General features: G+C 49.0%; 9 protein-coding genes. 5 read left to right on the forward strand and 4 right to left on the reverse strand.

Annotation, left to right across the window (positions count from 1 at the left end):
• Positions 1 to 198 precede the first annotated feature (198 nt).
• The 4 genes from ACXX53_RS22335 to ACXX53_RS22350 all read right to left on the reverse strand — a co-directional run bounded on the left by ACXX53_RS22335 (position 199) and on the right by ACXX53_RS22350 (position 4,469).
• On the reverse strand, positions 199 to 1,824 hold the full coding sequence (locus tag ACXX53_RS22335; RefSeq protein WP_458570905.1) for an ABC1 kinase family protein: 1,626 nt from the start codon (positions 1,822 to 1,824) through the stop codon (positions 199 to 201).
• Positions 1,781 to 2,101 carry a phasin family protein gene (locus ACXX53_RS22340; protein WP_458570906.1) on the reverse strand — a complete coding sequence of 107 codons (321 nt, stop codon included), beginning with the start codon at positions 2,099 to 2,101 and terminating at the stop codon, positions 1,781 to 1,783. The genes ACXX53_RS22335 and ACXX53_RS22340 overlap by 44 nt, the downstream gene beginning before the upstream one ends.
• 234 nt (positions 2,102 to 2,335) lie before the next feature.
• Complete coding sequence (locus ACXX53_RS22345; RefSeq protein ID WP_458570907.1) at positions 2,336 to 3,169, reverse strand: WYL domain-containing protein; 834 nt, start codon at positions 3,167 to 3,169, stop codon at positions 2,336 to 2,338.
• Positions 3,144 to 4,469: a helix-turn-helix transcriptional regulator gene (locus ACXX53_RS22350; RefSeq protein WP_458570908.1), complete on the reverse strand. Its 1,326-nt coding sequence runs from the start codon at positions 4,467 to 4,469 to the stop codon at positions 3,144 to 3,146. The genes ACXX53_RS22345 and ACXX53_RS22350 overlap by 26 nt, the downstream gene beginning before the upstream one ends.
• Before the next feature lie 131 nt (positions 4,470 to 4,600).
• On the opposite strand from ACXX53_RS22350, the gene ACXX53_RS22355 reads away from it, so the two are divergent.
• The 5 genes from ACXX53_RS22355 to ACXX53_RS22375 all read left to right on the forward strand — a co-directional run bounded on the left by ACXX53_RS22355 (position 4,601) and on the right by ACXX53_RS22375 (position 13,122).
• The gene (locus ACXX53_RS22355; protein WP_458570909.1) at positions 4,601 to 5,386 is read left to right on the forward strand and encodes a nucleotidyltransferase domain-containing protein; all 786 of its coding nucleotides are present in this window, start codon (positions 4,601 to 4,603) and stop codon (positions 5,384 to 5,386) included.
• 109 nt (positions 5,387 to 5,495) lie between these two features.
• Positions 5,496 to 6,890 (forward strand): hypothetical protein, encoded by a 1,395-nt coding sequence (locus ACXX53_RS22360; protein WP_458570910.1) that lies wholly within the window; start codon positions 5,496 to 5,498, stop codon positions 6,888 to 6,890.
• Positions 6,880 to 8,907: a hypothetical protein gene (locus ACXX53_RS22365; protein ID WP_458570911.1), complete on the forward strand. Its 2,028-nt coding sequence runs from the start codon at positions 6,880 to 6,882 to the stop codon at positions 8,905 to 8,907. The genes ACXX53_RS22360 and ACXX53_RS22365 overlap by 11 nt, the downstream gene beginning before the upstream one ends.
• The gene (locus ACXX53_RS22370; protein ID WP_458570912.1) at positions 8,891 to 10,735 is read left to right on the forward strand and encodes a nuclease domain-containing protein; all 1,845 of its coding nucleotides are present in this window, start codon (positions 8,891 to 8,893) and stop codon (positions 10,733 to 10,735) included. The genes ACXX53_RS22365 and ACXX53_RS22370 overlap by 17 nt, the downstream gene beginning before the upstream one ends.
• Before the next feature lie 731 nt (positions 10,736 to 11,466).
• Positions 11,467 to 13,122 carry a TerB N-terminal domain-containing protein gene (locus tag ACXX53_RS22375; protein WP_458570913.1) on the forward strand — a complete coding sequence of 552 codons (1,656 nt, stop codon included), beginning with the start codon at positions 11,467 to 11,469 and terminating at the stop codon, positions 13,120 to 13,122.

Consider the following 13,122-nt stretch of genomic DNA (forward strand, 5'->3'; position numbering starts at 1 on the left):
CAAAAGGGCTGAGACGTCGAAAATAAACGTCTCAGACCAACGCGCGCCCCCGCGGCGGGTCAAACTGAGCCCGAGACGTAGAAAATCGACGTCTCAGGCTCAAAACCGCGCTCGAGGGGCTGAGACGGCGAAAATGAACGTCTCAGCCCCTCGAGCGCGCCCGCAGCGCGTTGTATATGTAAGTGTCGACACACATGATCACTTTTTACGCTTCTTATTTTTAAACATGACTTGATACAGCAGCCAGCCCCCTGGGAAGAAGGCATTCACAAAGCCGATAATGCCAAGCAGCGGTATGCCGAGAACCTTCGGCTTCATATCGGTTAAACAGATTAAACTGGAGCTCACGAGCAAGGCTGCGGTTATCATGCAGACGACCATCTTGTCGACCATACTGTTGACTTGCTTAAGGGGCTCCTCAGAGCCTACCAGCTCTATATTCACTTTTGATTGGCCTTTGATGACGATCTTCAACAGCTCTGACAGCTGCGAAGGCAGCTCGACTGTTTTCTTAGAAAAGTTGTATAAAGCTTTACCGCCTTGACGCAATTCTTCCTTTAGATCGAAATTAGAAAAAGCCTCTCCGGACAGATGGTTGGCCATGATCTGAACAAAGTTAACTTCTGGACAGCATGCGCGCAGCAAGCCTTCAATCGTCATAATACCGCGGCCGAGCATCGTTATTCCCTGCGGCATGGTGATACCGTGCTGCTTGGACAGCTCTATCATATCTTGCAGCATCTGCCCCAGATTGAGACTGGATAGATCCAAGCTGCCATACTTCGTAAGCATAACGTCGATATCCGTGTACAGTCTGGAGTGATCAATGCGCCCCTTGACGACGCCTAGCGTGATCACCACATTTTTCAGCTCATGGATGTCATTATTAGCAATTGCAACAACTGCGTTCCGCAGCAGCGTACGATCGCGATTGGACAGTCTGCCCATCATCCCAAGATCGAGCCAGACGATCTTCCCTTCACTGATCCAGATGTTCCCTGGATGGGGATCCGCATGAAAGAAGGCATCGTCAACAATCTGCTTCACATAGTTGTCTGCGAGCTTCATACCGATGTCATTAATGTCGTAGCCGAGTTCTCTCAGACGGTCGAGCTGATCAATCTGGATACCGTTAATGTACTCCATCACAAGAATACGTGATGTTGTCAGGTTCTTCTCAATCTTCGGGCATCTGACATATTGAACATCCTCGTTCAGCTTGGTGAACTCTCGATTATTGCTGGCCTCGAGCAGAAAGTTCATCTCCTCCTGCGCCACCAACCACATTTCTTCCAACACCGTATTGAAATCAATCGCATCGCCAGTGTTGCCAATAAACTTTAACAACCGGGTTGTCCGTTTCATGAGGGCAATATCTTGTGCCATCTTCTCACGAATGTCGGGACGCTGCACCTTGATGACGACCTTGGAGCCATTTTTCAGAGTGGCAGGATGAACTTGTGCTATAGAAGCAGAACCAAGAGGCTCTTGCTCAATATGAGCAAAAACCTCTCGGATCGGCGCGCCGTATTCTTGCTGTAAGATCGATAGCACATCTGGATAGCCCATTGGTGACACGTCCGCACGCAGTCGAGCGAGTTCGTCGCAGTAGCTGGGCGGGAGCAGATCATGCCGCATGGATACCATCTGGCCTAGCTTGATAAAGGTAGGACCGAGCTCCTCCAAGATCATCCGCAGCTTCACAGGAGTCAAGCCATGAACGATATCGTGCGCCCTTAACACACTGAGCATTTCCTTCACTCTCGAAACAGATGAATCTTTATTCTGTCTCGTACTGCTTCTGTTCAGACGCCTCAGCTTCATGTTCCATGTTCTCCATTTCAGCAAGCTTTGCTTTGAGAGCCGCTAATTCATCCTTGCTCATTGCGTTCAGCTTATCCAGTACATTGACAGAGCTGTCAGCAGCAGGCTTAGTGCCAGCCGTTCTCTTCAGCTCTTCGTTCAGAACTTTCGCTTGATCCAGCGTGATTTGCCCCTTTTTCAAAAAGGTATCAACCAGCTCCATAGATTTTTCCGCCGTGGTGGCGACTGCTCCGATACCTACCAGCAATACTTTCTTCATGTCGTCTTGGATACTCATCGTGTCTCCTCCTCATGAATACTTAACGTAATTGTGCGTAGCAAGAAGTTCTCACTATCTATTGTAGGGAATATGGTTATAAATTGCTGTGATTATAGTAATCATGACCTTATTTTATATAATGATTACCCAAGCTTAAGGCTTCATTAATGTACAGTTAATTCTAGTTAATTATTCCATTCAAATGGCTAAATGATACGCACTCGCAAAATGTAGTTCATGTAAGCTTATTTTTTAATGCGCGGGCTGCTCTTCCCTTGCTGCAGCGGCATCGGCTTCGTAACGGGCAAGGGATTTCGTCGTAGCCTCAAGCATGCGCTTCTTGAGATAATCGCCCTCGATCACACGAACACGCAGGCCGAGAAAGCGAATCTTGGACAGCAGATATTCCGCCTCGTCAGCCATATAGCATATCCGAACGCGGTAGATATCTTGTTCTGCATTATAGGTTACATCCTTCTCGAAGCAGGCAAATGCGTACAGAATACGTGACAGCTCGACAATGTAAGCGGGAACAATCTCGATGACGGTATCGGTTCTTCTCGAATCGAGAATACGGTCAATTCGTTTAAGAATATGGTCGGCGCGATCCTGAGGGATCGGCTTCTCCGTTACGGATTCGATCTGCTTGAGCTTAATGCTCATAAATGAATGCCGCTTGAGATGGTACCACAGCAGATACCATTCTCGTTTCACCATCGAGTATTCCAGCTTATAGGGATACCCGTATTGAAATGCATTCAGCTCTCCTGACTTGTTGCGATAAGACAGTTGGAAGGCGTTCTTGTTCATGATTAGGCGGCGCAGTGTGCGCAGCAGCGGGTGGTAGACCTGATGCTCCACGCTGCGCGCTTTTTCGATCAAGTGCTCGGCTGTGTTCATGGTATCCTCTTGTTCAAGCAGGACGCTCAGCTTATCGAGCGTCGCAGGCGTGAACGCTGCAGCGGCGGCTGGATGCTGCAGCACATTTTTCAGCCAAGCCCGCTCGTGAGCGGTTACGATGAAGGTGCCGCTGTCTTCGAGCCGGGATATGATCTGATAGTTAAATATCTTCTCGAATAGATTCATAGTAGGCTTGAATCTCCTTCCACTCCTCGATCAATTGTTGGCGCAGGCGTTGCGGCTCCAGCACCTCGCAGCTCGATCCGAAGCTGCGCAGCCATGGCTTGATCTCCGTCATTCCGTTTACCGTGATCTCGTAGACGAAGTATTCTTCATTTTCCTCGATAATGCGTCCCCATTGCCCTTGCTGCAGTACACGCTCTTTCACGAAATTATGATTCGAGACGTTCGGATTGTAGAAGCGAGCGCGAATCGTCACGGGCTCCCCAGTGTCAATAAGCCAGCTCTGCTGAAGCTTCTTCTCCAGCGCTTGCTTTCTCTCGGTCCAAGCTTCCTCGGAAACAGTCTCAGTCTGTTCCAGTTGAGTGATGCCTTCCATGCGGAATTTGAAGATTCCTCCGACTCGATTGTAAGCGAGCAGATACCAACGTCCATACTGGTGATCGTAGACTATCTGAAGCGGCAGCGTATGATGCTCTTTGCCTTCCGCATCGCGCTCGAACAACGGATTCGTATTTCTGGAGGAGTAGCTCTTATCCGTCTTCGGAGAGTAATACACAAACTTGATCTTGCGTCGATTGCGGATCGCGTCGAGCAACGTGTATAGATGCGCTTCATCTAGAATCCGAGAATAGTAGTGATACTTATATAAAAAAGGTTCTGTAGCATCCGTCTCCATATCGCTCCGCAGCAGCAGCTTCTTAAGTCCGTCTCGCAGCAAATAGCCCTGAACAGAAGGGACCTGTGTGTTGGCCATGACATCCACGAAGTCGTACAGATCGATCAATTCGTCTTCTGTCAGGTCGGCAACCAAGTCATTATGGAGTCGGTAGCGATAGGGACGCGTTGAAGCTACCTTCTTAATGACGCCAACTTCTTCAAGGTATTTCAGATCAGCACGAATCGTTTTCTCGTCTGTAACGGCTGCATCGACAGGCATGCTGCTGATACAGAAGTCTAACAGCTCCATCGCTGTCATGGCACGCTCGTTCATCCCTGCGATCAGAAGTGAAATCCGGATGCTTTCTGATTCTTTGACAGATTTTGCGCGGAATAAAAATAAGAGCATCGGATCACTCGAGTCGTAGTAGCTGAATCGTAAGGAATCCGCTAATTGCCGCCCTTGATCCTCAGGGATGGAAGGCGCTATCGCGTTGGCAATGTCTTTTAGTCGACGGATCGTCTTGTCAAAGGTATGTACGGAGATGCCTAACCTTTCGGCAAATTGCTGCCGGTTGTACGCTCCGCTTGTCAACACAAGCATACGAAGGAATTGAATTTCCTTATCGAAGCTTTCTTTAGCCACGTGGCAGCCCCCATCTCTTTTCTAGTAATCCATATTCTCTTATTGTAACAGGTACTCGTAATACTTTCGCCATGTTCATTCTCGATCACAATGAAGATAATAAGGGTGTGGATTTAAAAGGAGTGATATTCATGCCGGATTATACGTACATGATTAAAAATGAGTTGGAACGAATTGAACAGGAGGAGCAGGTTCGAATTCTATATGCCTGCGAATCCGGAAGCCGGGCATGGGGATTCCCTTCCCGCAACAGCGACTATGATGTTCGATTTATATATGTTCGTCCTGTGGAGTGGTATCTGTCGATATTCGATAAACGGGATGTCATCGAGCGTCCCATCAACAACATGCTCGACCTGAGCGGCTGGGATCTGAGAAAAGCGCTTCAGCTATTCCGCAAATCAAACCCGCCGCTTATGGAATGGCTGCAATCGCCCATCCAGTACCTCGAGCGGTACTCGGTCACGGAGCAGATCCGAGGGATATCTCCGTTAACTTTCTCGCCGAAGTCCTGTATGTATCATTATCTCAACATGGCCAGAGGCAACTACCGCGACTATTTGCAGGGGGAGCGGGTCCGGATTAAAAAGTATTTCTATGTGCTGCGGCCGATACTGGCTTGCGGTTGGATCGAGAAATATAATAGCATGCCGCCTACGGAATTTAGCCAACTGGTTGATGCGCTTATTCCCGCTGACAGCAAGCTGAATGAAGTCATAGGACTTCTGCTTGCTCGTAAAATAGCCGGCGAGGAGCTCGATATAGAGCCAAGATTGAACCCCATCAATGAATATTTGGAGGAACGGATCGTCTATTTCGAGCAGATAGCCGGAAATTTGACGAGTGCTGCGGGAATGCAGGATCAGGATGAGCTTGATCACTTGTTCCGCTGTGCGCTGCAAGAAGTGTGGCAGTAGCTGAATGCATTAGAAGGTTTTCTTACTAATAATCTAGAAATTATTAACAAGCGCTAATGGATTCTGCTAGTACTAATGATCACATTATGGAAATGGGGGAGGGCGATATATGCGATCACAGGCTGCGATCAAGCAGGTAGATCTAGAAATGTTACACGATAATGAGATTCCTATAGATAGGGATGAGGATCAAGAACAGAATTCTAGTATAGATTGGATCACCTGGTCGAAAGAAATATTCAAGCTGCTGACAGATCAAGAGATGGTTAATGTTGCCCATTCCATTAAACCGGATATCGATGGATTCGCACTAGGTCGAGGCAAGAGCTATGAGAAGGTACCTAAAAGTATGCTGCGCAGGAAGACTATGCAGAAGCTGCAGAAGCTGATGAAGCCTGATGAGCTGCTGCACAATAGCCTGTATAAGCATACTTTGCGTGAATATAAGCGAACAGCAACCGTCGAAGAGCTAATATGGAAGATGAAGAAGGAGGAATGCTCAGCCGGTGAACAGATCTATCTAATAGGACAATTGTTTCCTGATTATTTTATAGAACACGAACAGATGATACGAGCTAATATTGAAGCGGGTCGGGATGTATGCGGAGGCATGGAAGCGGAGCTATCCTTCTCATCGGCGATTCGCGCGCTTGTGAATAAAGATAAATTAGATCAGATCGAAGATCTGCTGCTGAAGTTCGTGAAGTCAGACGCAGAGAAGAAGGTCTGGATCGAAACCATGCAGAACCCTGATCAGACTTTGAAAGATTACATATTGAATGCGGCTAGTGACTTCGAGTACGGCGGATATCTCCTGTTATCCATGCTGTATCGAGAAGAATGGAACACTTGGAACGACGAAGAGCGTCAGGCCTTGCTGGAGCTGGTCCATTATGATGCCATCCAATACTCGTTGCAGCTGGCGACTGAAGCGATGGATGAGAAGCAGGTTCACGAACAGCGGGCGCAGCAGCTTGAGCAGTTGGAGAAGAAGCTGAAGGCTGAACAAACGAAGTCCAAGAAGAAGCAGGGAGAGTACAGCCGCAAGCTCGATCAGATCACAACGGAGTACCAGCAGCTGGAACAGCAGCTGAAGGAGCTGCAGATTCGTGAAATTAAGCTGTGCCATGATAACGAAGAGCTGAATAAAGAGCGCCGGAAGCTGACGAGTGAGCTTGAGAAGAGGGAGCCTCTTGTTGCAGATGAGCGAGTAAGACTCATTACGATGCGTCCAGCTGTTTCATTTCATACCTATATCGCGAAGACCTGTGTCTGCCACGTACCCCAAGTGGAGCAGATCGGGCGCTTTATTCAATCAAGGCCTAATTATAATGAAATCTATTGGTTTATTGATATGGAACAGTTGACGACTGCCCAAAGCTTTCACCTTGAACAGGAGCTGCGTCAATTGAACATCCCGTTCCGACTTGTCAGCGGTTCGCCAGCCTCCTTAACTTGTAAGGTCATCTATAATCTTGAAGGAGCAATGGCATATGAAGCTTAAGCATGAATTGGATCGAGCAACGGATATTAAGCTAAAGAAGGCGGTATTTGCAGGCAAGCTGGCTACTGAAGATGATCTGGCACATACCACTATTGATGCTCCCATCACTTTTGCGGATGAGTATAACGAGCATCTATTTTTTAATGTAGTGTGTGTATCGCCTATTCCAATAGAGCTGGAGAATGCCTTCTATTACCCGAATCGTGTTCTAAGAGGAAGTACGCGAAGTATCGCGAATTTACAGAAGCTGCGCGCGATGATTCCGAATTATGACCGTTTGCTGCCTATTGATCGGAAAATGAAGTTGATAGAAGTGCTGGAAGACAAGCTGATTCTATTCTCGTTGAATCATTCGAGCATGCATCTGAACATCGAGATTATTCGAGTCGAGCCGCTGCTGGATCGCGATGCGACATCATACACGTTTATCCCGATGCCGCATCTGACGATGCATCAGTCGCGGGAGGATTTTGAGCAGCGGATATGGACCAGTCAACCGATTCCATTTGATATGTACCCTAATCTATTCTCTGATCCTGAATTCGTATTCTATGGCAATCGATTATATACCAATCTATCGTTCAAACGGGCAGATATCCCAACAACCTACTATGTTACGAATCCAGACGATGTACGCATTATGGATGTAACACACAACTTCTATGACCGAATCACAGCTAGATTGGACAGCCATTTGCTAGTCGTTACTGACGATGTGCTAAGCGAGCTGCGCCATGAGATGAACGCTGACGGCGTGAAAATGCTTGACTGGCAGCGTACGCTGCAGCTTCCTCCTAATGGAGAGTTGGTTGTTCAGAATGAGCTGTCCGCTAGTCAGAGCGGAATGATAGACGTGGACCATGAACATCATGCGCTAAGAGAATTTCCATTCCATGAGGATGAGATTCATCTGTTAGAGCAGCTTAATTATAACGCGCAGAAGCGCGGATTGTATTATGACGAGATTGACCTCTACAACTTCCATGTCAGCGTGAAAACGAACAATCTGACGATTGTCGGCGGGCTGTCAGGTACAGGAAAGTCCCAATTGGCAAGGCTGTACGGCGAGACGATTGGCCTGACCTTGGGCCATAATATGCTGATGATTCCGATATCGCCCGCTTATCGGGAGCCGAACGATATTCTCGGATATCTCAATCCTTCAACAGGCGCCTATCACGAAAGTGAGACGGGATTGGTCAGCCTGCTGCTTGAGGCCGAGAAGTATCCTGAGGGCTTGTATATGGTCATATTTGACGAAATGAACCTGTCGCAGGTGGAGCACTGGTTCAGTCCCTTCATCTCTTTGTTAGAGTTGGAGTCGGATAAGCGCATGCTGACCTTGTACCATGCTGGCGCGAATTGCAGCGATGCAGCCTACAGCTCGACGCTTCATATCGGAGATAATGTGATCTTCGTGGGGACCGTTAATTTTGACGAGACGACGAAGGACTTCTCTGACCGCTTGTTGGATCGAGCCAACATCATTATTCCTCGCAAGCTATCATTTATGGAGGTTCGGGACCGCCAGGTTCAAGATGATACAGATGGGGATATTTTGCCTTATCCCGTCAATACGGAATTGATGCGTGACATATGGACGGTTCACAAGCATGGTTCGCTTGATCAATTAACCGAGCAGGAGGTACTGCTGCTCGACAGTGTTCACGAAGCGATCCATGAACACGACCGCCAGCAGGGTATTTCGTTCCGCGTTGTTCGCGCTATTGCCCGTTATGTAGCCAACATACCGATGGATGCAAACGGTAAAGGCATCATTGAACGCGGGGTGGCATTGGATCTGCAGCTGGCACAGCGTGTATTGACGAAGATTTCCGGCTCCGAGACGGATATTGGAGCCTTAGTAGGAAGCTACCTCGGCTCTCAATACGAGACCGGAACTTTAGTCAGACTGCTCCAATCAGACTCCGCTCAACAAATAAGCACATTTAAGCAGTCCATTCAACTGTTAAAACATAAAGCAAAAGAGTTGATGATGCATGGCTATATTCGTTGAGCCGGTGCCAGCGCTATTTTCATTGCGTATCCAGGTTGGAGAGGGGCGCGACGCCGAAGTATTCAACATCGTGCCTGGTCAAATTGCAGAGCCACTGCCGATCAAGGAGTCGCTGCGCTTGACGATAGAGCTGATCGCAGCCGAACCGGAACTGCAGGTCGGGATTGCATGGGGAGGCATAGCCCATTTGGACGAAGAGGATGGTCATGAGGATGCCTTTGAACTGAGCGTGCAGAACTGCCACAAGGTGCTGTATTCGTATGAACGTGATGAATTATATCCGTGGACATGCGGCAGATACGCTTATCAGCTGAGGTACGGGAGTCATGTATATAACGGGCTGTTCGATATCGTGCCGAAAAATGTGACTGGCAACCAGCTCGAAACGATACATACGATTATTAACCAGCATGTGCAGGGACTTGTACAGGATGGATTCGCGACGAAGCAAGCGGGTACCGAGGTTCGTGATCTAAGCGGCAATAACCATTGGAACTATTTTAACTGGTACAAGACGCGTGAGCGGCAGCTTCATGAAGCTGTTCGCTACATTCAACAGCATCAAGAATCCGCTTATCGTGAAGGGTATGTGGTGCAGTCGCAGCCGAAGCGGCAGACGCGCCGCAGCGCGATGTGGGAGCACAGCCCGCAAGGGATGCGCGTGAACGAGACAAAGTTTCTGAACCGACGCATGGTTTTGGAAGAGGATACGCAATCTGCGCAGCTGGTAAAATGGCAGTTGAAGCAGCTTGTTCGCAAAATGGAAGAGGCTATGCTGTCGCTGCGAGAAGTGAGCCGCCGCCTTGAGGAAGAACGAGACAGCGTTGTTCAGGAACTAGAAGCGCGCAGAAATCGGAAGAATGCATGGGAACAGACGCGCATGCTTGCGAAGGAAGATAGGGCTAATCTGCAGACGACGATCTCGATTCAACAGCAGCAGAAGAAGCGGCTGGATGAGCGCTTGCAGTCTTTGCAGCGGCTTGAGGAGCAGTACGTCAAGTATAAGGCGGCGCTGCAGCATGTTTTACAGCACTTCTTCTGGAAGCAGATCAGCGATCGGGTGCCGTCGCGGAAAATGGCATCACATGATGGCAACTGGGGCGTGCGAGTGGTCGACCAGATCAGCAAGGAATCGCAGGCATGGGGGCAGTCCACTCGTGGGACAGCCGCACATGCCGGCACAGTCTCACGCCCGACACCTGTGCTGTATGAGTATTATGTATTCTTTAAGATGATTGATGTCGTAAAGAATATGGGGTTTAGAGTCATTGAAGATAATGTATACTCTCAAGCGGATAATCTACTGTCGATGCAGGGACTAAAGGATGGCAGTTATGTGATGCTGGAGCGGGATAAGCAACGCATCGGCATTATCTATGACGAGCTGATTGAATCTCATGCGGACACGGCGCGAAGCAGAGGTACTTACTTCTACAGCAGCGAGCTGAAGCGCAAGCCTGACATTCGCTTGGATCTGTATCAGGCTGATCAATACCTCAGCTCGCTCATCTGCGAGGTCAAATATCGCCCATGGCACGCGATTCGCCATGCCATCGTCAATACAGAGACGATGATCCAGATGGCGAAGTACTGGGCGATCGGCTACATTACCGAGCAGGGCAAGTATGTGCGCAACCCGGTGCACCAGGTCATCTGCATCTTTCCTGGCGCAGAGGATCAGCCGATTCTGGATGAGGGGCAGCAGGGACTCTTTTTGCAACTGTATCCGCGGAGCCTAACGGAAACAGTAGGCGAAAACGAGCTGCGAGACATATTGCGCGGCTGGCTGGATCGAAGCCGTGCATGGAACAACAGCTTGTACAACTAGGTGAGGTCACCGCGGTGGGTCCGTAAGGGGTTATTACCCCGTTACGGGTGATTTGCGCGAGTGCGATAACGGGTAAAAACCCCGTTATCGTGCTAGCGTAGCAGGGTTCGCACATCGCGAAGGGTCCGTAAAGGGTTTTTACCCCGTTACGGGTGCCACGCGCTAGCGTAGCAGGGGTCGTACACCGCGGTGGGTTCGTAAGGGGTATTTCCCCCGTTACGGGTGATTCGCACGAGGTCTTGCGTGCTGTAACGGGCAAAAACCGTCTTATCGTGCATGGGATAAGCAGGCCCGCTGTAACCGCCGTTTGGCTATTATCCCATGGACTCAGGAGTTGCCGCACTGAGCGGAAGGGATAATGGTGAGACACTCTCTGAGAGGTACTTCCGATGTGATCATATCCAAGCATGATAATGTGGATAGATAACTAAAAGCAATGTATTCATTGTGAGAAATAATCAATATGAGAAGAACAGCAACGGGGATCCAATATCCCGCGGAATGGCTGTTCTTTTTGTTGTGTGCGTTGTTCGTGACGATTGGTGTTTATTGCATCAATAGATGAATCAACGCAAGCGGCATATTCCTATCCTGCAGATGAACAACGCAATCCAATATACTCAGCAAATAAACTTGTTTTTTGAGCGAACTTATGTTTGGATTAAGATATTGAAGCAGATTATGATACGGCAGGAATAGAAGGAAGTTAGCAGCAGGCTTCTGAATGTGAGGTGAACAAGTACAGGATGATGGGCAACGACAAGGAACATTTTCATTATGCAGAAATTGAAATGAGCGGCAGCGAGGACAAAGGGATGGTCATCCCGCCGAGAGATCCGTCGCGGCCAGCGCCAGTATCTGTTGGGAGAGATGCCAAGCAGTTTATCGAGTCTCTCAATATTAGTATTGGTGAGCAGTCATTCGTGAAACAGGCGCGCAAATGGGAGGATCATGTGGATCGTGATGCGAATTTTGTGCCTTTTACGGCCTATTGGCCTACATATGAAAGCATGTCGGAGGCGCAGCGCGGGTGGTATTTTTACTGGCGGAACGAAGTGCGTTATGAGAGGTATCTGCGGACGGACTTGTCGTACATCTTCCTGTATGTGTATGAATTGATCAATGGCATCGGATGGAAGGACCCGCAGGATGGATACTACATGCTGATGGAAGTGTGGGGGGCTTACCGCAGTGAGTTTCCACGATTGGATCGCTACATGGGCAACTGGGTGGCGGACTTTGTGCTTGTTCATCAGTTGGATGCTGCATTTGCAGACATTGCGGAGCGAGTGCCGCATGCGATATCGGGCGATCTGTTTGAGCTGGAGCTGATGCATCGCTTTAAGGCTGATCCAGTGGACCTCTCGATTGATACTGTAGACCTGCTGGCGGATTACAATGTGATGGGAAGCAAGTTCTACGCTCAAGGCGGGAGAGCGGATCTTGAGAAGTATATCCCGAAGGTCATTGCGTTGGTGGATCGGTATATTGTGAAAAAATACGATATGCGCTTAGTCGAAATGTTCCACCCGGGTGAGGTAGAGCGGCGAGAAAGATATTTGTTTCGCGGGGCGCTGTATGATGCTTCACAGTTTGGCCGCAGTGTTACGATTGGTGTGATTGCATTGAGTCATTACGCACCCCTGCGCGCGATGATAACGCAGCTTGTTCGATTGACGGAGAATACGCTGCGGCGTCTGCGCGGCTTCAAAGGTCAATTGCGAGGAATTAAGGTGGAGGACGGGATCAACACACTGGTCGTACGGTATTTGGAGCGGGAGCTTGGACATGGGGATGATGCTTCTGAGCAGGCCGTACCTAGTGTAAGCATAGACGCGGAGAAGTTAGCGAAGTTAAAGCGCGATTCGGATCGTGTGCGCGAGCTGTTGACGGTAGAAGAGGAAATGCCCGTAACGGATCAAGTGCAGGAACGTGGAAGGATCAGGCCAGGTGAGCTAGAGCATGTAACCGTGGGAGGACACGAGCCAAAGCAACCGCAAGGACAGGATCAGAGCGAAGACCAAGGATTGGTACGAGAGCTTGAGCTGGATGAGGGGCCGGAGCTTACGCAGAGAGATGAGATGATTCAAGAGCGCCAAGATGAGACGTATACAGGCGAGCAAGCATGGAACTCTGAGGAAATGGACGCGGAATGGGTTGAGTTGGCAGAAATGCTCGAGCCTATGCATCGCCGTGTGCTGGCTGCGCTGTATGAAGGAGCAGGTTCACAGCGTTTGATGCAATTGGCGGCTGAATATGGCTCGATGCCGGAGCTGATCGTTGAAGAAATCAATAATGCCGCTATGGATACAATCGGTGATCTGTTGATTGATGGAGAAGCGATAGCGGATGAATATATACCGATGATTAAACATTGGATGGGGTGA

This window comes from Paenibacillus marinisediminis (assembly GCF_054343325.1).

What these genes read in the sequence shown, in the direction of transcription:
- ACXX53_RS22335 (WP_458570905.1), bottom strand. Translation starts at nt 1,824, where the DNA reads ATGAAGCTGAGGCGTCTGAACAGAAGCAGTACGAGACAGAATAAAGAT.
- ACXX53_RS22340 (WP_458570906.1), bottom strand. Translation starts at nt 2,101, where the DNA reads ATGAGTATCCAAGACGACATGAAGAAAGTATTGCTGGTAGGTATCGGA.
- ACXX53_RS22345 (WP_458570907.1), bottom strand. Translation starts at nt 3,169, where the DNA reads ATGAATCTATTCGAGAAGATATTTAACTATCAGATCATATCCCGGCTC.
- ACXX53_RS22355 (WP_458570909.1), top strand. Translation starts at nt 4,601, where the DNA reads ATGCCGGATTATACGTACATGATTAAAAATGAGTTGGAACGAATTGAA.
- ACXX53_RS22360 (WP_458570910.1), top strand. Translation starts at nt 5,496, where the DNA reads ATGCGATCACAGGCTGCGATCAAGCAGGTAGATCTAGAAATGTTACAC.
- ACXX53_RS22365 (WP_458570911.1), top strand. Translation starts at nt 6,880, where the DNA reads ATGAAGCTTAAGCATGAATTGGATCGAGCAACGGATATTAAGCTAAAG.
- ACXX53_RS22370 (WP_458570912.1), top strand. Translation starts at nt 8,891, where the DNA reads ATGGCTATATTCGTTGAGCCGGTGCCAGCGCTATTTTCATTGCGTATC.